The following is a 21,043-nucleotide window of genomic DNA, read 5'->3' as shown; positions in this document are numbered from 1 at the left end:
CAATTGATGTAGTACCGATTTTTTTGGAGGTGACGGTGTGGATTTAAAACAAGAGATTATGGCTGATCCGCGTAATGCTGCGTTTACAGCGCGCGGTCTTGAGCCGATTTATATGATTGCGCCAACCGTTAAAATATTGATTATTAGCCAGGCGCCGGGTGCGGTTGTTGAGCAAACAGGGATTTCGTTTAACGACAAAAGTGGTGATCGGTTGCGTGAGTGGATGGGCATCGACCGTAAAACCTTCTACGAGTCAGGGGTAATCGGAGTGCTGCCGATGGATTTTTATTTCCCGGGCAAGGGAAAGAGTGGCGATTTGCCACCGCGAAAATTTGTGGCAGGTGAGTGGCATCAACGACTACTTGATACGATGCCGGATGTCGAACTGATTTTGCTGGTTGGTAAATATGCCCAACAGCATTATTTGCCAATCAAAGCGAGTGAATCGTTAACCAGCGTGGTGCATCGCTTTGCGGATTTTGGCCCGCGGTATTTGCCGTTGGCGCACCCATCTCCACTCAACAACATCTGGCTTGCCAAGAACCCGTGGTTTGAAACGGAAGTTGTACCAGCACTACAAAAGCGTGTCGCAGATATCTTGAATAACTAAAAATACGCCGACCTGTTTAAAACCAGGTCGGCGTATTTGTTATTCAAATTCTTCGTATTCGTTTGGATCTTGACCATCAATACGACCGTCAGGCTTGTTCAACCCGTTGATCGCAGCGATTTCATCAGTGGTCAACGCAAAATCAAACACGGCGGCGTTTTCGCGTTGGTGCACTGGGTTCGTTGAACGTAGAATTGGCACGATGCCACGGTCGATATGCCAACGGGTGATGATTTGACTTGGTGTCTTACCATACTTGTTAGCGATATCAATCACGACTTGTTCACGCATTGACGCACTACCACGGCCAAGTGGGCTCCAAGCCTCAACCAAAATACCACGCTTCTCGTTTTCAAGTAGGTTTTGCTCTTGTACCCAGTAAGGGTGGATTTCGATTTGGTTAACCGCTGGCGTCACGCCAGTTTCGGCAATAATGCGGTCAAGGTGCTCTGGTTCAAAATTGGATACACCGATTGAGCGAATCAAACCAAGCTTTTGTGCCGTGACCAAGGCTTGCCAAGCTTCGACGTACTTATCACGCTTAGGCAAAGGCCAGTGAATGATGAACAAGTCGAAGTAATCAAGCCCCATACGTGCCAATGATTCTTGCACCGCCATCAAAGCATCTTCGTAGCCGTGGTACTTACCAGGCAACTTTGAGGTGATGAAAAATTCAGAACGGGGAATACCTGAACGACGAATTGCTTCGCCGACGATACCTTCGTTGTCATAGTTAGTTGCAGAATCAATCAAGCGGTAACCGCTTTGAATAGCTGCCAAGCTTTGTTGCATCCCCTCGCCACCGCGGATTTGGTAAGTCCCAAGTCCGAGCACGGGTAGTGGATGACCATCGTTTAATGTGAGTGTTGGAATGTTTAATGTCATATGCAATAGTCCCTCCTATGACATTAACTTTCGCACGGATTAAACCCAAATGCAAACGTTTTCATAAAATGAGGGTGATTTGTTGCATGAATGCGTAGCGATTCGGTATATTGAACCTGCAAATAACTATTTTTTAGGGGAGTAATAGTATGGCAAATCAACCATGGTGGTTGGACGAAGTTGTTTATCAAGTCTATCCACGTTCATTTCAAGATTCAAATCACGACGGGATTGGTGATATCCGCGGCATTATTTCACGATTAGATTATATTCGTGATTTGGGGTCACAATGATTTGGGTCTCACCAGTTTACAGGCGCTGATGTCAAGATTATGGACAGGTTTTTTCGGCACCGAGAGGTGCCGGACTCCGAAAAATTTTCAAAACCCGGATTTCAGCCTAAAATGGCGTGATTTCTGGGTGTTTTTGTAGGCGGAACAGGGCTCAGCCCTTCCGTCGAGAGAAAACGAGTGGTATAGATTGTGAACCGGCCGGATTTCACAAGTTGTAGCGTGCGGTAAATAAGCCTTCACAAGGCGAATTTTTGAAATTCACAAGTGACGGCTTATAAACTGTGTCGTACCGGCTGGTGCCGATAATCGAGATTAAGTAAACCAGACATTGGTCTAGGCGGCCCGAAGCCAATCAGTGCGTGAGTTGATGCGACTGTTGTTGTACCAGTTCACATACCACTCGACAGACACCCGGACATCATCAATGGTCCTGTACTCTTCGTGATAAATCATTTCGCGCTTGATGAGCGAATGGAAGCTCTCGATACGAGCGTTATCGTAAGGATGCCCCTTACGGGAGTAAGAGTGATTTATTCCAGAGTTTTGTAATGTTCCTTCGAACAGGCTAGAAGTGTATTGGCTTCCCATGTCGCTGTGAATCATCTTTGGCTTACCGTTGGCTCTTAGAGCCTTAACTACGACGGATGTTGCGAATTCCTTGGTCATCTCTGGACTTAGTCCGTATGAGACTACGCGACGCTTTTCTGGGTCATAGACGGTTGCCAGATAAACCCACTCACGATTCATCAACTGGATGTATGTAATGTCAGTTGCCAGAACGCCACTCAAATTATCCAACTTCTTCATGAGGTTGGGCTTTTGAGGTGTGTCAGTGGTTGTTGTTGGCTTCTTGTATGACTTCTTGACCATGCGAGATTTGAGATTGAGCTCATTCATGAGTTCCCAAACCAAACGATCGCCAACATCAGTCTTCAAAATGAAGCGCAAGAACGCTGCGATACGACGGTAGCCATAGATGCCACGATTGGTGTTATAAACGGCTTTAATTGCCGTTTTCAGAGCATTACGCCGTGTTTCTCGTTGGCTAGGTTGCCAGTTTTTCCATTGATAATACGTGCTTCGAGCAATGTTCAAAGCCGATAAAACGCTTGTTATGCGGTGTCCCATTGCGAGTGACCGGTCAATGATTTCCAGTCCTAACTCGCGATTTTGCGTTAATTGTACTTCGAAAGCAACACCGCGGCTCGTTTTAAAATCTCAAGTTCTTCGCGAAGTTTGGCGTTTTCCTTTTGTAATGCGTTTACATCAGCTTGCGTCCATTTTTCGCCGTCCACTTCGTGGACTGTGTACAATTTGACCCAGTTACGGATTGAATCGGCCGAAGGCCCGTATTCAGCGGCTAGTTCAGTGTAAGAACGCCCTTGGTTGTGCATCTCGACAAGAGATTGCTTAAATTCTGGTGAATATCGAATCATATAAAAAATGCTCCTCTGCTATTAGTTTACAGGGCAGAGAAAAATCTGTCCGTAAATCTAGCATAAGAGCAACAAGTCACCGATGGTCGACATGGGGTATGACATCTCTGACTACCAAGATATTGATCCGCAGTTTGGTTCGATGGCCGATTTCAAAGAATTATTGGCCGAGGCTAACAAGCGCGGTATGAAAATTATCATGGACCTCGTCGTGAATCACACGTCGGATGAACACGAGTGGTTCCAAGCGGCATTGGCGGACAAGCAGAGTCCGTACCGTGATTACTACATTTTCAAGACGACGACTGATGGGGAAGTGCCAAACAATTGGCGTAGTCTGTTTGGTGGGTCAACGTGGACGGAAGTGCCTGGCGAACCTGGCACGTACTACTTCCATAGTTTTGCGCCGGAGCAACCTGATTTGAATTGGGAAAATCCAGCCATGCGTCGTGACATTTACGACATGATTAATTGGTGGCTGGAGATGGGCGTTGCTGGTTTCCGTATCGATGCAATTACCCACTTGAAGAAAGATTTGGATTGGGCAAGTTTGCCAAGCGATGGTCCAGACGGGTTGGTGTCGGTGCTTAAGAAGGTGCAAAACCGACCAGGTATCGATGACTTTTTGAGTGAGCTGAAGGCCGAAACCTTTGCGAAGCATGATGCAGTCACGATTGGTGAGGCGTATGGTGTACCGGATGAAGATTTGAACAAGTACATCGGGCCGGATGGCTACTTCTCAATGATTTTTGATTTCTCATATATGAACATTGAAGTTGAAAACACGGATGAGTGGTACCGTGGTCGATCAGAGTGGACGACTAGTGACTTGCGTGAGCGCATGTTTAATTCACAGAAGCAGGTGCATGACATTGAAGGATATTTGGGCAATGTTTTGGAAAACCACGATCAACCACGTGTCTTGTCAAAGTTGATTTCGAACGCAGCTTATCGCACGGAAACGGCAGCAAAGACGCTGGCGACAATGTACTACTTCTTGCCAGGGGTGCCCGTGATTTATCAAGGGCAAGAACTGGGGATGAAGAATTTTAATCGTGAGAGTATTGATGACTTTAATGATGTGTCATCAATTAACAATTACGAGATGGCATTGCAAGGTGGCTTAACTGAAGCCGAGGCCCTAGACGTGATTAACAAGAAGTCGCGTGATAATGGTCGTGTACCGATGCAATGGACGCCAGACGAATTCGGTGGTTTCTCTGACCAAGTACCTTGGTTGGCAATGGGGGATGACCGAGATGGTGTTGATGTCCAAACAGAATTAGCCAACCCAGAGTCAGTGCTCCATTATTACCAAGCGTTGGGGCAACTGCGTCAAAACCCGCTTTGGCGTGACTTGATTGTGTCAGGTGAGTTCTACCCATTATCGGGGATGCCAGCCGACGTGATTGCGTACCAACGTCGTTTGGGTGGTCGCTTATTGACGGTTGTCATCAACTTGAGTGAGAAGCCAAATCGTGTATCGCTCACGCAACCGGGCGAAGTGCTTTGCCAAGCAGGTGAGGTGACGCAACGTGGTCATCGTTTCCAGCTGCAACCCTATACGGCGATCGTACTTGGTGTTAAGTAAATAGTTTCCAAAAGGCGTCCATGTTCGGACGCCTTTTCTTGTATACTGGTAATACGACAGATAGATATTGAGGGGTTATGATTATGAATCGTTTCGTGCTACTAATTATTGAATTATTGCCAATTATGTTGGCGTCACAATTGGCCTTTACTGAGTTTGGTCAAACTGTGGGGGTATTGATTGGGTTGGTTGTCTTTGCGGTGGTGTGGATTACGTTGGTCCAAGCGGTAGCGCCATATTTCAAAAAGGCTAAGAAGTAGGCAGTCTGATGGTAGATATTCAACTGACAAGTGAATTTTCGACCCCAGCTGACGATCTTTTACGCCAACATTTATTAATTACAGGGGCGACTGGTAGCGGTAAGTCAACAAGTGCCGTGACCATTTTGCATGGCCTATTAACCGCAAATCAATCAACGATTATTATTGATCCGACTGGTGAATACACAACGCTACCAAACGCGGTTGTTGCGAAGCTAGGTCGGAATGCGTTTATTGATTATGAGCGTTTGACAGGTGCTGAGTTAGCTGGCTTTTTTGGTGCGACTGAGTCTGAAGAAGTCGAAAAAGTGGCGGATGCTTGGCAAAGTTTGAAATTGCAGATGAACGTTGTGAAGCAGTCAGGTATCTATGGCAAAGTGGGACGTGAGTGGGCTGTGCATGAGCAATTGCTCAGCAAACTATACCACTATCCGCAACCGGCTGATATGACGCTTTTGCCTGCGCAATTACAACAAGAATTTGCGGTGCCGGTTGATGACTTTGACCTAATTGGCCAAGAAATTGACCACGAAGCATTTCGTAAGTTGCTACCGATTGTGCGACGCATGACGCGCTTAGTAGCGGATTCACGTTTCCAAAAACTGATGAATTTGCCACAACGGGACCGCGACGGTTCGGTAGCGATGCGAACTGATGTCATGTACTTAATGCAGTTATTCAGTACGCAACGTAGTTCACATAAGTTTTTGGTGATTGATGTTTCCGACTACGCTGATGATTTAGGTTTGGGTAAGGTTATTGTGTCATTATTGATGACAGCGCTTTTGCGTCTAAATCAAACGTTACCCAAAACATTGCCAGTAACGGTGTTGATTGACGAAGCGCATCGTTATTTGAGTGAGGCGGATTTGGCGAGCGATGGTATTTTCCGTGTTGCACGTGAGGGACGTAAGGCCGGCCTTTATTTGATGCTGACGACGCAAAGCCCTTTGGATTTGCCGGCACAATTATTAGGTCAGTTTGGTAATTATTTGATTCATCGATTGAATACGATGAGTGATGTGGCAAATTTGCCAAGCCTAGTTCCAATTGCAAAGCGGATTGCCGAGCAAGGCGTAGGTGAAGCTATTTTGAGCGGGATTAATTATGTGCCAGCGCATGAATTGCATGTCATGATGATTCCTGAGATGCAACACCGCACCGCCTCACCAAGGTTTTTCTAGAGAGGACTATGTAGATGTGGCATAAGAGATTTGCAACGGGTGTTAGCTTGGTTGCAGCGGTGATATTTGTTGACTTCACAGTGGGTGTGATGCAACATGCGGGCTGGGTGACAGCATATGATAACAGTGGGGTGGCATTGATTCGTCACTTTAGCGCAACGAAGACGGCGTTCTTTAAGGCGGTTACGTTCTTCGCGCAACCAGCGACTGGTGTTGTGTTGACAGCAATTGCGGTGATTATTGTCGCGGTACGTCGTCGTTGGCGCATTGCAGCGTACATCGCAACGAGTGTCATTGGATCAACGATCTTAATGAAAATTATCAAGACAATCGTGCAACGCCCACGTCCAACGGTTGACCGACTTATTCCTGAAAGTGGCTTTTCATTTCCGTCAGGACATTCAGTTAATGCGGTGGCGTTCTACGGTGCGTTGTTAGTATTGGCCTTTTTCTACTTGCGTCGCCGCTGGCTAAAAGCAATCGTGATGCTAGTACTGGCAGCTGAGATTGTCTTGTTACCAATTAGTCGCGTTTATCTTGGCGTACACTACCCAAGTGACGTGACGGCTGGCTTGTTGCTTGGCTTAGTGGTGATGTTGACCGCTACGACGTTTGTGTTGCAACCGAAAAAATTGAAGTAAACAGAAAACTCGCTCCTGAACGCATGCTGTTCAGAAGCGAGTTTTTAAATGCTATTTTTTTGGTGGTGCTGGAATGAACGTGTCCAAGGCTGACCAGAAGGAAACCAAAGAGAACACAATCAAGAAGTGCCACAACACGGTTTGAAGCGCGTTGCCGTAAGTGTTTGTGTACGTGTTGATTGGACGCTGTACGACAATCAAGGCAATCAATTCTTCGACCCCGATAATGAGGGCGGTCAACGCAATGGCCGCCGCGAGCACGGCACCAGTAAGCAAGATGAATGATGCGATGTGTTGGGCAATCCACTTAATTGACCAAGACTTTGCAACCGTATGATTCATGTTTGTTTCCCTCCATTTGAACTCAATACTACCATTATACGTGAATTCGGACAGATTTGAAAAGGAACCTTGTACCAAGTGGGCAAATATGACAAACTAAACGTATTGTATTGATGGGAGTATAGATATGACAAAAGACACACGAACAGTCGACTCAAAGATTATTTGGGCGATTGTTGGAACGGGGATTCTGGCGTTTACGGGTATTTTGACTGAAACGTCAATGAACGTCACGTTCCCAGATTTGATGAAACAATTTGATATCTCGCTGAGCGTTGTGCAATGGCTGACTACAGCTTACCTGCTCATGGTGTCATTGGTTATGATAACGTCAGCGTTTTTGAAGGCGAAATTCAATCCCCGCATGATCTTTATGATTGCAATTATTGCGTTTTTGATTGGGGATGTCGTAGCAATCTTGTCGCACTCATTTGCCTTGTTGCTAGTCGGACGTATCATCCAGGGAATTGGTACTGGTGTGATTACGCCATTGGTGTTCAACATTATTTTGGAGAACGTGCCGATGTCGCAAATTGGTAAGTACATGGGATTTGGGACGATGATTCTGTCTTTGGCACCTGCGTTCGGACCAATCTTTGGAGGGGTGGTAGCCTACTATCTTGGCTGGCGCGAAATTTTCTTGTTGGTCTTGCCGGTCGCGTTCTTGTCACTGGTGATTACGTATAAGACCATTCCAACGGCACATACGCGTAATGACACGTTTAAGTTTGATTATTTGAGCTTTGCCTTGCTGGCAGTGGCTTTCACAAGCTTCTTGTGGGCCTTGAGCCAACTAGAGCATGGTTCAGTCAATGCTATCATGTTTGGATTGTTCGTTGTGGCGGTGGCAGCCTTTGTTGGGTTCCTATACCGCTCAAAGCGTAGCAGCAAGCAATTCTTGAACCTTGGTATTTTTAAGGTGAAGGCCTTGCGCTTTGCAATGTTGGGATACGTGACGTACATGTTTACCAACTTGATGGTTAACTTTGCAGTGCCAACGTTTGTGCAATTGACGCTTGGCGCAAGTACGATGATTGCCGGTTTCGCTTTGATGCCAGGTTCGTTGGCTGGGGCGTTGTTGAATCCAATCTACGGTCGTCTTTACGACACCCGTGGGGCAAAGATGCCATTGTTGCTTGGAAACTTTTTGTTTGTTGTCGTCATGGCAGTTTGGTCAGCAATGACATTGAATGCAACCGTGATTTCAATGACGATTTTCTACTTGTTGATGACGCTGGGTCGTAACTTGGCCTTTGGAACATCAATGACAGCCGGCTTGGCACAATTGTCATTGCCAGAACGTGCAGATGGAAATGCCATCTTTAACACGGCGCAACAATTCGCAGGGGCAATCGGAACAACGATTGCGTCATTGTTGATGCGTGTGAATCCAGCTGATCATGCCAGTGTGGCGCACCAAACCGCAGTCGGTGCTCGCAACGTCTTCTTGTTCATGCTGGTTCTGGGAGTGTTGAACTTCGTCTGGTTCAAAATCTTCCTACGTAACGACAAGCCATATACAGAATAATTACTTATTTAAATTTAATAGATATTGAAAGGTGTTAGGTTATAACTAACACCTTTTTGACTTTCAATGTATAATGAAACTAACTAAAACTACATGAAGGAGGCCGCAAATATATGGCCAACGACTGGATTAACATTCACGGTGCGCGCGCTCACAATTTGAAAAATGTGGACGTGGCAATTCCCCGTGATAAATTTGTGGTAATGACCGGCTTGTCAGGATCAGGAAAAAGTTCGCTGGCTTTTGACACGTTGTATGCCGAAGGTCAACGTCGTTATGTTGAAAGTTTGTCTGCCTATGCCCGCCAATTTTTGGGGCAAATGGATAAGCCTGATGTTGATGCGATTGAAGGGTTGAGTCCTGCAATTTCAATCGACCAAAAGACGACATCAAAGAACCCGCGTTCAACGGTTGGTACAGTTACGGAAATTAACGATTACTACCGTTTGCTATTCGCCCGTGTGGGTCAACCGGATCCCGCTGAAGACGGCACGATTGTTAAGACGTCAATTGATCAAATGTTGAACTATTTGACGGATACTCTCGATGAAGGCACGCGTATGCAAGTCTTGTCACCAATTGTGCGTCACAAGCGCGGTTCACACGCGTCAGCTTTTGAGCGTATTCAAAAAGAAGGTTTCGTGCGTGTTGTCGTCGATGGTGACATGCATGAAGTGACTGATGAATTCGAATTGGATAAGAACAAGTATCACGATATCTCAATTGTGGTAGATCGTATTATTTTGCGTGACGGTTCACGTGCCCGTTTGTTCGAATCATTTGAATCAGCAATGCGCATGGCTGATGGCGTGGTGACGGTGGATGTCATTGGCGGTGAGCCAATCACATTTTCTGATCACTACACGGGTGCCCTTAAGGACTTCGCCGTTGGTAAGTTGGAGCCACAACTTTTCTCATTCAACGCACCAATGGGAGCGTGTGAAATTTGTGGTGGATTGGGGATGACGCTTGAGGTCGACGTTGACCGTGTTATCCCGGATAAGTCAAAGACATTGGCCGATGGTGCGATTGTTGCCTGGAACCCAATTTCTTCTTCATACTACCCAGAGATGTTGCGTCAATTTGCTGAGCAATTTGGTATTCCAATGGATGTGCCATTTGAAGAATTGACGGCTGATCAACAAGATATGGTGTTGTACGGTTCACGTTTGAAGCCATTCCACTTCCACTACGAAAATGATTTTGGTGGTGTGCGTGATGTTGATTTGCCATTCGAAGGTGTCATGAACAACATTGACCGCCGTTACCGTGAGTCAAACTCTGACTTTACGCGTGAGCAAATGCGCGGTTATATGGACGAATTGACTTGCTCTGCTTGTGGCGGTTACCGTTTGAACCCAGCTGCTTTGTCAGTTAAGGTTGGCAACAAGCACATCGGTCAAATTTCAGAAATGCCTGTTGACCAAGAATTGGATTTCTTTAAGGACGTTAAGTTTGGTGAGCAAGATTCACAAATTGCTGAGCCAATCGTTAAGGAAATTACGGACCGTTTGAGCTTCTTGAAGAATGTTGGGTTGGATTACCTAACGTTGTCTCGTTCTGCCCGTACGCTTTCTGGTGGTGAGGCCCAACGTATTCGTTTGGCCACACAAATCGGTTCAAACCTGTCAGGCGTGATGTACGTCTTGGACGAGCCATCAATTGGGTTGCACCAACGTGATAATGATCGTTTGATTAACTCATTGAAGCAAATGCGTGATTTGGGTAATACGTTGATTGTTGTTGAACACGACGAAGATACCATGAAGGCAGCCGACTATATCATCGACGTTGGTCCCGGCGCTGGTGATCACGGTGGTGAGATTATGGCCACTGGAACGCCTGAAGAAATCGAAGCCAATGAGAATTCATTGACGGGACAATACCTATCAGGAAAGAAGTTTATTCCAGTTCCCGAAACACGCCGTGAAGGTAATGGTCAAAAGATTACCATCACTGGCGCAGCTGAAAACAACTTGAAGAACGTCAAGGTCGACTTCCCATTGGGTAAGTTTGTGGCCGTGACGGGTGTGTCTGGATCAGGAAAGTCAACGCTGGTTAATTCAATTTTGAAGCGTGCGTTGAAGATGGAATTGAACAACAATTCTGAAAAGCCTGGTAAGTACAAGAAGATGACTGGCTTTGAGAACGTCGACAAGATTGTCGATATCGACCAAAGCCCAATCGGACGTACGCCACGTTCTAACCCGGCAACATACACGGGTGTCTTCGACGACATTCGCACATTGTTCGCACAAACGAATGAAGCAAAGTTGCGTGGTTACAACAAAGGACGTTTCTCATTCAACACCAAGGGTGGGCGTTGTGAGGCATGTAAGGGTGACGGTGTCATCAAGATTGAAATGAACTTCTTGCCTGACGTTTACGTGACGTGTGAAGTTTGTGGCGGAACGCGTTACAACTCAGAAACATTGGAAGTTACTTACCGCGGTTTGACGATTGCGGATGTCTTGAACTTGACGGCTGAGCAAGCGGTTGAATTCTTTGCGCCAATCCCAAAGATTCGTCGCAAGTTGCAAACGATTGTTGATGTTGGCCTTGGTTATGTAACGCTTGGACAATCAGCAACGACTTTGTCTGGTGGTGAAGCGCAACGTATGAAGTTGGCCTCAGAATTGCAACGTAAGTCAACTGGTAAGACATTCTACATCTTGGACGAGCCAACGACTGGTTTGCACGTGGATGACATTTCACGTTTGCTAGAAGTGTTACAACGACTTGTTGATGGTGGTAACACGGTCTTGGTTATCGAACACAATTTGGATGTTATCAAGACAGCCGACTGGTTGATCGACATGGGGCCAGAAGGTGGCGAAGGCGGTGGAACAGTGCTTGCGACTGGTACACCAGAAGACATCGCAGCAGTACCAGAGTCATACACAGGTCAATATCTTGGTCCAATTATGGACCGTGATCGTGCCCGTGCAGCAGCGGTACAATAAAACTGCCCTTTTTGGTTGCCGATATGTGGGGAACCGTGTATACTTTCTTTTTGTAAGTTCTATTTATTCGAATATATAAAACAAAAAGTGAGGTAAACATCATGGCTGAAAAGTTGGATGTGGCATCAGCTCGTCGTAAGATGAAGAGCCCAAACATTAAGACTCGCAAGCGCGCTTTGAAGGCATTGCACGATGCACGCAAGGCAGCAAGCAACAAGAAGTAATCAAAAAAACCAGTTCACCACGGTGGACTGGTTTTTTTGTGCCGTTGTTTGCGAAATGATTAACCACATAGCCGGGCGTGTCCAATAAATGGTATAATGTTAGCACGATAAAAACGGAGGACGGAAACCATGGCTAAGAAAGAATTGGTTATTGTCACAGGAATGAGTGGTTCAGGTAAAACTGTTGCGATTCAAGCCTTTGAAGACTTGGGCTACTTTACTGTGCAAAACCTACCACCTGCAATGTTGCCAAAGTTCTGGCAGATGATTTCTGATGAAGATAACATCCAACGTGCAGCAGTGATGATTGACTTGCGATCACAAAGTTTCTTTGATGATTTGGATGACGAAATTAAGAAGATGGCAGCCGACAACAACGATTACTACGACTTGAAAATCGTCTACATTGATGCGACTGATGATGAGCTAGTGGCTCGTTATAAAGAAACGCGTCGTTCACACCCATTGTCAGGTGACAAGGGAACGTTGTACGGTATTCAAACTGAACGCCACCGCTTGACTGAAATTCATGACATGGCGAGTGAAGTGATTCATACGGATGACTTTGCGCCACGTCAATTGCGTAACTACATCTTGGAGCACTTTGGCTCAGATGAAGACCGCGAAGGAACGTTTGCGGTGCAAGTGATGAGCTTTGGTTTTAAGTATGGTATTCCGGTTGATGCGGATTTGCTAATTGACGTGCGCTTTTTGAAGAATCCTTACTATATTACGTCGTTACGTGAGAAGACTGGCTTGGACAAAGAAGTCTGGGATTACGTTTGGGCAAGTGAGGATGCGGAAGAATTCTACCAACGCGAGAGTAGCTTGATTAAGTGGTTGCTCCCTAAGTACAAGGCAGAAGGTAAGAGCACGCTGACGATTGCGTTTGGTTGCACGGGTGGTCAACACCGCTCAGTTGCCTTTGCACACCGTCTGAGCCAAGACTTGGCCGATGACTGGAAGGTTAACGAATATCACCGTGATATCAACCGTCGCAAGGAAAGTAGTAATCGCTCATGACAGAAGAATTTACGGTTAAGACAACACCGAAGATTGTTGTTATCGGTGGCGGATCAGGTCAACCTGTTATTTTACGTGGGTTGAAGAAGTTCGATGCCGATTTGACAGCAGTTATTACGGTGGCCGATGACGGTGGTTCATCTGGTACACTACGCGATTATTTGAACATCGTACCACCTGGAGATATTCGTAATGTCATGGCAACGCTATCAACTTTGCCACAAGATATTATTGATATTTTCCAATATCGTTTCCACGAAAATGATGAAATGCTAGCCAACCATGCGCTAGGTAATTTGGTTATCGCTGCCATGGCTGAGAAGGAACATGATATCTTTGCGGGTGTACAGATGTTGGCCAAATTCATGGGAATCCAAGGACATGTGTATCCGGTGGCGAATGAACCATTGATTTTGCACGCCAAGTTTAAAGACGGCACGGAACTATCAGGTGAAGCAGAAATTACGGCTGCGCATAAGCAAATTGACCATATTTGGGTAACGCCACAAGCCGACTCTGTGAATGAGGTTGCGCAAGCACCAAGTGAGGTCATTAACGCTATTTTGAATGCCGACGTGATTGTGCTTGGTCCAGGAAGCTTGTTTACAAGTATCCTGCCTAACTTGGTCGTGCCAAATGTCGCTGAAGCGTTGAAGGCAACGCGTGCCAAAGTGGTTTACATTGCCAACATTATGACGCAAAAAGGTGAGACTGATGATTTCTCAGACGCTGACCATTTGCGTGCTTTGAATAAGCATGTTGGCGATAACGTGGTTGATGCCGTCATTATGAATACTGGTGTTGTGCCAGATGACTATATTGATTGGAAAAAGTGGAATGAGGTGTCGCATCAAGTGGCCTTTGATCCAGAAGAAGTGCGTCGTGAAGGTGCAATCCCTGTTTTGGGTGACTTACTTGAATTGCGTGACGATGGTGCCTTTCACGATGGTGACATTGTCGCCCAATTGATTATGCAAATTGCTGACGCGAAGGAATTGTAGAAAGGAGGAGGCTTATGTCATTTGCGAGTGATGTCAAAAAAGAATTGACGATGCTGGAGATTAATAATCCGGACAATGCAAAGGCAGAGTTGTCCGCCTTGTTGCGCATGAATGGATCGTTGGGTCTATCAAACATGCGATTTACGTTGAATGTGCAAACCGAAAATGCGGCGACTGCTCGTCGTATTTTGGGGTTGTTGCAACAATTTTATCAATTGCCATCTGAAATTTCGGTGCGTCGTCAAATGAAATTGAAGAAGAATAATTTGTACGTCGTACGAATTGTGCAAGGTGTGAATGAGTTGCTCGATGATTTGCATATCTTTGAAGATTTCGAATTATTGCCAACGGTGCCTGATGAATGGTTGGCTGATGAAGGTAAGGCACGTTCTTATTTGCGTGGTGCCTTCTTGGCAGCTGGTTCTGTTAACAATCCAGAGACGAGTCGTTACCATTTGGAGATTTACTCTCTATATGAAGAACAAGCTCATCAATTGGAAGAGTTGATGAACCGTTTCGATTTGAATGCCAAGGTGGTTGAACGTCGATCAGGGTATATTGTTTATCTGAAGGAAGCCGAAAAAATCGGTGACATGCTGATGGTCATTGGGGCAACGAATGCCATGCTTAAGATGGAAGATGTACGAATTATCCGTGATATGCGTAATTCAGTTAACCGTTTGGTGAATGCTGAAAACGCAAACTTGGATAAGACGGTCAATGCGAGCCAAAAGCAAATCGACGATATCGAATTCTTGGATAACGAAATTGGGTTGGCACGTTTGCCTGAAAAGCTACGTGAGATTGCGGAAGTGCGTTTGGCACACCGCGAGGAACCCTTGTCAGAGCTTGGTAAGTATGTGCCATCGGGTGAAATCTCAAAGTCTGGGGTTAATCACCGTTTGCGTAAGCTGACGAAAATGGCTGATGATTTGCGAACGACAGGTGCGCTTCCTAAAGGAATTTCATAGGATGGCTCATATCGTTTGACCATGTTTGACGAACTGTCTACAATAGGGGTATGTTCTGATTCTGAACATCAGGAGGAAAATAAATAATGTTACCAATTCCATACGTTATCGAACAATCATCACGCGGGGAGCGTTCATACGACATCTTCTCACGTTTGTTGATTGATCGTATTATCATGGTCAGTGGACCAATTGAATCACAAATGGCAACGGCAATTATTGCCCAATTGCTATTCTTGGATGCGCAAGATCCAGATAAGGATATTTACATGTACATTAACTCTCCTGGTGGAGAAGTTAACGCCGGTATGGCCATCTATGACACAATGAACTTTATCAAGGCTGATGTTCAAACGATTGTTATTGGTTTGGCAGCATCAATGGCGTCTGTTTTGGCATCTTCAGGTGCTAAGGGCAAGCGTTTCATGTTGCCTAACTCACAATTCATGATTCACCAACCATCAGGTGGTGCACAAGGACAACAAACTGAAATTGCTATCGCAGCAGAAGAGATTTTGAAGACTCGTAAGAAGTTGAACGAAATTTTGGCAAGCAATACAGGAAAGCCTTACGAGCAATTGGAGCGTGATACGGAACGTGATCACTGGCTAGATGCTGATGAGTCACTTGAGTACGGCTTGGTCGATAAGATCATGACGAGCGCCAACGAGCAAAAGTAATACCAAGTCTTTTAGAGAAAGGCGTCTCCCGTTTTGCGAAGACGCCTTTTTTGCTTTTCTGCAAAATATTTGCGCCTTTGTGAATAAAAGTTCATAGGTTTTTGGGAAAAGTTTGTGAGTCAATTTTCTTAATAAAGAGTAGTGGTATACCGGTACACAAAAAGTATGGAGTACCGAATGCGGGATAATCGTTTTGCCTTAGTCCACAAAACATGTTGACTTCTTCACAAGTTACCTTATAATGAATAAGTGTTAAGAAACGCTTTGGAGGAAAAAAGCATGAAGATTTTTGCTTACGGTATTCGCGAAGACGAAAAGCCATCATTGAACGAGTGGATTGCAGCTCACCCAGAAGTTGAAGTGGGCTACACTGATAAGTTGTTGGACCCTGAGACAGCAAAGTTGGCAGAGGGAGCCGACGCTGTTAACGTTTACCAACAATTGGATTACACACGCGAGACTTTGACTGCCTTGCACGAGTTGGGCATCAACAAGATGTCATTGCGTAACGTTGGAACTGACAACATCGATTTCGATGCTGCACGCGAGTTTGACTTCTCAATCTCAAACGTGCCAGTTTACTCACCAAACGCTATTGCTGAGCACTCAATGATTCAAATGTCACGTTTGTTGCGTCGCGCAAAGGCTTTGGATGCAAAGATTGCTAAGCACGATTTGCGTTGGGCACCAACAATCGGACGTGAAGTTCGTATGCAAACGGTTGGTGTTATCGGAACTGGTCACATCGGACGTGTTGCTATCAACATCTTGAAGGGCTTCGGTGCAAAGGTTATTGCTTACGATCTATACCGTAACGCAGAATTGGAAGCAGAAGGCATCTACGTTGATACTTTGGACGAGTTGTACGCACAAGCAGACGTTATCTCATTGTACGTGCCAGGTGTTCCTGCTAACCACCACATGATCAACGCTGATTCAATCGCAAAGATGAAGGACGGAGTTGTCTTGGTTAACGTTTCACGCGGTAACTTGATGGACATCGACGCTGTTATCGATGGTTTGAACTCAGGTAAGATTTCAGACTTCGCAATGGACGTTTACGAAGAAGAAGTTGGTTTGTTCAACGTTGACTGGTCAGACAAGGAATTCCCTGACGCAAAGATTGCAGATTTGATTGCTCGTGAGAACGTATTGGTTACACCACACACGGCATTCTACACGACTAAGGCTGTTCTAGAGATGGTTCACCAATCAATGGACGCTTCATTGGCATTCATTAACGGTGAGACACCTGCTATTGCAGTTGAATACTAATCGTGATAACTTACTTTAAGTAAGAAATTATTTTATTGTTTATCCTCCTTCAAATAACTAATTTGACGTTGTGAGATTCGTCAATTGGGAACTATTTGGTGCGAGAGACGTTTGGTTTGAAAGGTATAATTTAATATTATGACGAGCGAATTTTTTGACGGCTCATACGAGCTAAAGTTAAAGGATTTCTTCTTCAAGGTACTTTCTGGTTCAGCCCAAGGTATCTTGATTGGTGTTTTGCCATCAGCCGTTATGAAGTACATCTTGAAGATGTTCGGAACGGCACAATGGGCGCTTGATTTGTCAGCTATTTTGACGCTGTTCTCATCATTCATTCCATTGTTGATTGGTGTTGCGATTGCTATGCAATTCCGCATGAAGGCGCTTGATGTTGGTGTTATGGCCATCGCGGTTGGTGCTGCTTCAGGATCAATTAAGTGGGCCGTTGCACCAAAGGGCTTCGTTAACCCAATTACGGGTGCCCCACAAGTTGGTAATGTCTACATTGCCGCTGGTGCCGGTGACGTTATCAACGCCATTATCGTTGCTGCGGTTGCAGTATTGGTAATCTGGTTGGTATCACGTTACCTAGCCGGATTTGGTTCAGTTGCTATCATCTTGAGCCCAATCGTAATCGGTGGTGGTGTTGCTTTGTTCGGTCGCGCTATCGCACCTTACGTTGCTTACATCACGACTTGGGTTGGTGACGGTGTTCGTTTGGCTACTGACTTGCAACCATTGCCAATGTCAATTGCCATCGCTATGGCCTTCTCATTCATCATCATCACGCCAATCTCAACGGTTGGTATTGCCTTGGCAATTACGTTGTCAGGTTTGGGTGCTGGTGCTGCCGGAGCCGGTGTTGTTGCAACGACTGTTATCTTGTTGATCAACTCATGGAAGGTTAACAAGAAGGGAACGACGGTTGCTATCTTCTTGGGTGCTATGAAGGGTATGATGCCTTCAGTATTTAAGAAGCCAGTTATGATTTTGGCCTTCTTGGTTGCCGCAGCAATTACGGCTATCCCAGTTGCTTTGTTCAACGTTCAAGGAACGCCAACTTCAGCCGGATTCGGTTGGATCGGAATGGTTTCACCATTGCAATCAATGTTTACGTTTGATGCTGCTGAAGCTGAAATCGTTAAGCACACGATCAACTTTGTTCAATTCTTGATTGTTTGGTTCATCGTGCCAGCAGTTGCTGGTTTCGTAGTCGACTTCTTGTTTACTAAGATCTTGAAGTTGTACTCACCATCAGACTTTGAGCAAGAAATGTAATTAAAACAATTAATGTCACGCATCTCGATTTGAGATGCGTGGCATTTTTTTGCATATTTCACCCACATTCTGATAATGCTTCTGGCGTGAGTTCATCAAATGATGAGACTAAAATGGAAGTAGATAATTGGAAGGGGTGATAGGTGACATGGAGAAGTATGATTCATTAGCGACAGCGATTATTCGCAATGTAGGTGGTGCAGGAAACGTCGATAAGGTGATTCACTGTGTCACGCGCCTACGCTTCTATTTAAAGGACCCTAGTTTGGCGAATACGGGCGCTTTGATGAAACTCGATAAAGTGGCGGGAGCTGTCTATAACGAGCCACTACGGCAATATCAGGTTGTTATAGGGCCACGAGTGGCTGATGTGTATGATGTGGTGGTTGATCAGCTTGGCAATGGGGTGACAGACCCAGAAGAAACCCATGAGGCAACGATGCTCGGTGTAGAGCCAGAGGAGCCACATCGATCGCTATTGCAACGATTACTGGGAAAATGAAACAAAAAAAGACCTCTAGGACGAATCCTAGAGGTCTTTTTGTCGCTAATTACTTAGGTGAAACAACTTGCTTACCCTTGTATGAACCATCAGCGGCCACGTGGTGGTTACGTACGTAAACACCGTTTTCGTTCATGTGGATAGCAGGCGTCTTAAGTCCGCCTTGACCACCGCGACGTGAGCGCTTTGCGTTCTTTGAAGTCTTACGTGCAGGAACTGCCATAGATATATCCTCCCTTACACCGCCGTGTAGAAAGTAGGCAGTGTTTATTAATAATCGATTATTTTTTCAACTGTTCTAAATTACATTATTTTTTGGAAGTTGTCAAGGGGTCATACCCGAAACACGGAAAGTTCACGTTTTGTTCAAACCGCGTCATTTCAGGCTTTGGCGGTTTACAAAAGATACTTTTAGTAAGATAATGAGTCGTACCAAAAAACAAGGAGGCATATTTACTGATGAGCGAAAATTCAGTAAAGGATCCGGCAGACGTAAACGCACAAGCGTCTGGTGGTCCAAGTTTGGCGGAAATCAACAGCACAGTGGAAGTTCCACAAGGCGGCGGATTTTTGCGTAAGTTGATGGCCTGGAGTGGGCCGGGAGCGTTGGTTGCTGTGGGTTACATGGACCCAGGTAATTGGATTACATCAATCGTTGGTGGTGCGCAATACCACTATCTATTGATGTCTGTGATCTTAGTGTCTAGTTTAATTGCGATGTTGTTGCAGTATATGGCGGCTAAACTAGGAATTGTGGCTCAGAAAGACCTGGCCCAAATGACACGTGACTCTACTAATCAGTTCGTTGGATATATTCTATGGATTATGACTGAGCTAGCAATCATGGCAACTGAAATGGCCGAAGTTATCGGTGCAGCGATTGCCATCCACTTGCTATTCGGTTTGCCATTGCTATGGGGTGTGATTATTACTGCCCTAGACGTTTTGCTATTATTGCTATTGATGAAGTTAGGGTTCCGTAAGATTGAAGCAATCGTTGTTACGCTGATTGCGGTTATCTTGCTTGTCTTCCTATACATGGCAGTCTTGGCTAAGCCTGACATGGGTGAAGTTGCCGTGAACTTGGTGCCACACAGTGACATCTTGAAGCACGGACAGTTGATGTTGGCCCTTGGTATCGTTGGTGCCACGGTTATGCCACACAACTTGTACTTGCACTCATCAATCTCACAAACGCGTAAGATTGATCGTTCATCTAACAGCAGCATTAAGGAAGCGATTCGCTTTACGACCTGGGATTCAAACATCCAATTGACGGGAGCGTTCGTGGTTAACTCATTGCTATTGATCGTCGGAGCTGCATTGTTCTTCGGTCACGGATCAGATTTGGAAGCGTTTGGTGATTTGTTCAATGCCTTGAACAACAAGGAAATTGTTGGTGCCATTGCGAGTCCGGTCTTGAGTATGTTGTTCGCAGTTGCCTTGTTGGCATCAGGACAAAACTCAACGATTACTGGAACGTTGACTGGTCAAATCATCATGGAAGGTTACACGCACTGGCACTTGCCAATGTGGTTGCAACGTTTGCTAACGCGTGGAATTGCTTTGATTCCGATTATCATTTTCGCGATTGTCTTCGGGGCGACAGAAGGTGCGTTGGATAAGCTGTTGGTTTACTCACAAGTCTTCTTGTCAGTGGCCTTGCCATTCTCAATGTTCCCATTGATTTACTTTACGTCATCTAAGAAGTACATGGGTGAGTTTGTAAATCCTAAGTGGGCAACTTGGTTGGGATATGCAATTTCGATTATCTTGACGGGATTGAATATCCAATTGATTTTCAACACACTAGCACCGCTATTTAAGTAATAGGAGACGAAACTTATGGTAGAAGCAAAGCATTTCAAGCACGTATTAGCAGCTGTTGACGATTCAGAACTTGGTCAATTGGCCTTGGTGAACGCAATTCACCAAGCGCAAGAAGATGGTTCTAAGCTCACGATTTTGTCAGTGTTTGAAGCTGATCAAATGAATGTGTTCGATTACTTTTCAAAGGAAAAGAACGCAGCAGCTCGTGAAGATGTTGAACAGGCATTGGAGCGTTACCGCCAAGTGGCAGTTGACGCCGGTGTTCCAAACATTGAGACGCTTTTGTCTGAAGGTGAGCCGGGTGAGGTTATCGTGAAGGATGTGATTCCTTCAATTAACCCCGACATGGTTGTGATTGGATCACACTCACAAAAGGGTGCTGAGAAGTACTTCGGTTCTCAATCAAGCTATGTGGCAAATAACGCCCCAATTACAGTGATGATTGTTCGATAAATAATGATTCAGAAGAGAATTGCTAGTCATAGCAGTTCTCTTTTTTCATACGGCGAGTGACTATCCTCTTTTT

21 protein-coding genes and 2 pseudogenes are annotated in these 21,043 nt (G+C 45.4%); 18 read left to right on the top strand and 5 right to left on the bottom strand.

Translation table 11 applies throughout. From position 1 onward, the window contains the following. The first annotated feature begins 58 nt into the window (after window positions 1–58). Entirely contained in the window at window positions 59–610 is a 552-nt protein-coding gene (locus tag ACAW68_09230) for a uracil-DNA glycosylase family protein (GenBank protein XGA17024.1), read from the top strand. A gap of 39 nt (window positions 611–649) precedes the next feature. Here ACAW68_09230 and ACAW68_09225 read toward each other — a convergent pair whose 3' ends face one another. After that, entirely contained in the window at window positions 650–1,495 is an 846-nt protein-coding gene (locus tag ACAW68_09225) for an aldo/keto reductase (GenBank protein XGA15633.1), read from the bottom strand. Window positions 1,496–1,644: 149 nt separating this feature from the next. On the opposite strand from ACAW68_09225, the pseudogene ACAW68_09220 reads away from it, so the two are divergent. Next, a pseudogene (locus ACAW68_09220) lies at window positions 1,645–1,811 on the top strand (alpha-amylase family glycosyl hydrolase). Between the two features lie 310 nt (window positions 1,812–2,121). Here ACAW68_09220 and ACAW68_09215 read toward each other — a convergent pair. Beyond that, window positions 2,122–2,937: an IS3 family transposase gene (locus tag ACAW68_09215; GenBank protein XGA17023.1), complete on the bottom strand. Its 816-nt coding sequence runs from the start codon at window positions 2,935–2,937 to the stop codon at window positions 2,122–2,124. Window positions 2,938–2,963: 26 nt separating this feature from the next. Further along, window positions 2,964–3,224 carry a transposase gene (locus tag ACAW68_09210; GenBank protein XGA15632.1) on the bottom strand — a complete coding sequence of 87 codons (261 nt, stop codon included), beginning with the start codon at window positions 3,222–3,224 and terminating at the stop codon, window positions 2,964–2,966. Between the two features lie 82 nt (window positions 3,225–3,306). Here ACAW68_09210 and ACAW68_09205 point away from each other — a divergent pair, with 82 nt between their 5' ends. The 4 genes from ACAW68_09205 to ACAW68_09190 all read left to right on the top strand — a co-directional run bounded on the left by ACAW68_09205 (window position 3,307) and on the right by ACAW68_09190 (window position 6,900). Further along, window positions 3,307–4,815 (top strand): alpha-glucosidase, encoded by a 1,509-nt coding sequence (locus ACAW68_09205; GenBank protein ID XGA15631.1) that lies wholly within the window; start codon window positions 3,307–3,309, stop codon window positions 4,813–4,815. A gap of 83 nt (window positions 4,816–4,898) precedes the next feature. Continuing rightward, window positions 4,899–5,075 (top strand): hypothetical protein, encoded by a 177-nt coding sequence (locus ACAW68_09200; protein ID XGA15630.1) that lies wholly within the window; start codon window positions 4,899–4,901, stop codon window positions 5,073–5,075. Window positions 5,076–5,083: 8 nt separating this feature from the next. Further along, window positions 5,084–6,259, top strand: a complete 1,176-nt coding sequence (locus ACAW68_09195) for an ATP-binding protein (protein ID XGA15629.1) — start codon at window positions 5,084–5,086, stop codon at window positions 6,257–6,259. A gap of 14 nt (window positions 6,260–6,273) precedes the next feature. Continuing rightward, on the top strand, window positions 6,274–6,900 hold the full coding sequence (locus ACAW68_09190; protein ID XGA15628.1) for a phosphatase PAP2 family protein: 627 nt from the start codon (window positions 6,274–6,276) through the stop codon (window positions 6,898–6,900). Window positions 6,901–6,951: 51 nt separating this feature from the next. On the opposite strand, the gene ACAW68_09185 is transcribed toward ACAW68_09190, so the two are convergent. Beyond that, window positions 6,952–7,242, bottom strand: coding sequence for a hypothetical protein (locus ACAW68_09185; protein ID XGA15627.1), 291 nt, complete (start codon window positions 7,240–7,242; stop codon window positions 6,952–6,954). A 127-nt stretch (window positions 7,243–7,369) separates the two neighbouring features. Here ACAW68_09185 and ACAW68_09180 point away from each other — a divergent pair, with 127 nt between their 5' ends. The 10 genes and pseudogenes from ACAW68_09180 (at window position 7,370) to ACAW68_09135 (ending at window position 18,621) form a co-directional block, all read left to right on the top strand. Beyond that, a complete protein-coding gene (locus tag ACAW68_09180; protein ID XGA15626.1) occupies window positions 7,370–8,770 on the top strand; it encodes an MFS transporter in 1,401 nt (466 codons plus the stop codon). Between the two features lie 113 nt (window positions 8,771–8,883). Further along, entirely contained in the window at window positions 8,884–11,733 is a 2,850-nt protein-coding gene (gene uvrA, locus ACAW68_09175; GenBank protein ID XGA15625.1) for an excinuclease ABC subunit UvrA, read from the top strand. Between the two features lie 101 nt (window positions 11,734–11,834). Then, entirely contained in the window at window positions 11,835–11,957 is a 123-nt protein-coding gene (locus tag ACAW68_09170; GenBank protein XGA15624.1) for a putative metal homeostasis protein, read from the top strand. 129 nt (window positions 11,958–12,086) lie between these two features. Beyond that, on the top strand, window positions 12,087–12,980 hold the full coding sequence (gene rapZ / locus ACAW68_09165; protein XGA15623.1) for an RNase adapter RapZ: 894 nt from the start codon (window positions 12,087–12,089) through the stop codon (window positions 12,978–12,980). Further along, window positions 12,977–13,981, top strand: coding sequence for a uridine diphosphate-N-acetylglucosamine-binding protein YvcK (gene yvcK / locus ACAW68_09160; GenBank protein XGA15622.1), 1,005 nt, complete (start codon window positions 12,977–12,979; stop codon window positions 13,979–13,981). Before rapZ ends, yvcK begins: the two co-directional genes overlap by 4 nt. A gap of 14 nt (window positions 13,982–13,995) precedes the next feature. Beyond that, the gene (gene whiA / locus ACAW68_09155; protein ID XGA15621.1) at window positions 13,996–14,952 is read left to right on the top strand and encodes a DNA-binding protein WhiA; all 957 of its coding nucleotides are present in this window, start codon (window positions 13,996–13,998) and stop codon (window positions 14,950–14,952) included. 86 nt (window positions 14,953–15,038) lie between these two features. Then, window positions 15,039–15,632, top strand: a complete 594-nt coding sequence (locus ACAW68_09150) for an ATP-dependent Clp protease proteolytic subunit (GenBank protein ID XGA15620.1) — start codon at window positions 15,039–15,041, stop codon at window positions 15,630–15,632. 279 nt (window positions 15,633–15,911) lie between these two features. Beyond that, on the top strand, window positions 15,912–16,907 hold the full coding sequence (locus tag ACAW68_09145) for a D-2-hydroxyacid dehydrogenase (GenBank protein XGA15619.1): 996 nt from the start codon (window positions 15,912–15,914) through the stop codon (window positions 16,905–16,907). Window positions 16,908–17,045: 138 nt separating this feature from the next. Next, window positions 17,046–18,185 carry a PTS sugar transporter subunit IIC gene (locus ACAW68_09140; GenBank protein ID XGA15618.1) on the top strand — a complete coding sequence of 380 codons (1,140 nt, stop codon included), beginning with the start codon at window positions 17,046–17,048 and terminating at the stop codon, window positions 18,183–18,185. Window positions 18,186–18,333: 148 nt separating this feature from the next. Further along, window positions 18,334–18,621: pseudogene (locus ACAW68_09135) on the top strand (PTS glucose/sucrose transporter subunit IIB). 115 nt (window positions 18,622–18,736) lie between these two features. Here the strand turns inward: ACAW68_09135 and rpmF are convergent. Beyond that, complete coding sequence (gene rpmF / locus ACAW68_09130) at window positions 18,737–18,910, bottom strand: 50S ribosomal protein L32 (protein XGA15617.1); 174 nt, start codon at window positions 18,908–18,910, stop codon at window positions 18,737–18,739. A 236-nt stretch (window positions 18,911–19,146) separates the two neighbouring features. Here rpmF and ACAW68_09125 point away from each other — a divergent pair, with 236 nt between their 5' ends. Both ACAW68_09125 and ACAW68_09120 read left to right on the top strand, forming a co-directional pair. After that, a complete protein-coding gene (locus tag ACAW68_09125; protein XGA15616.1) occupies window positions 19,147–20,517 on the top strand; it encodes an Nramp family divalent metal transporter in 1,371 nt (456 codons plus the stop codon). A gap of 15 nt (window positions 20,518–20,532) precedes the next feature. After that, on the top strand, window positions 20,533–20,970 hold the full coding sequence (locus ACAW68_09120) for a universal stress protein (GenBank protein ID XGA15615.1): 438 nt from the start codon (window positions 20,533–20,535) through the stop codon (window positions 20,968–20,970). The last annotated feature ends 73 nt before the right edge of the window (window positions 20,971–21,043 follow it).

The sequence above is a fragment of the Weissella confusa genome (genome assembly GCA_041871065.1).
Taxonomy (GTDB): Bacteria; Bacillota; Bacilli; order Lactobacillales; family Lactobacillaceae; genus Weissella; species Weissella confusa_A.
Note: the sequence above shows the minus strand (reverse complement) of the source record. Positions and strands in the feature narration are given on the sequence as shown.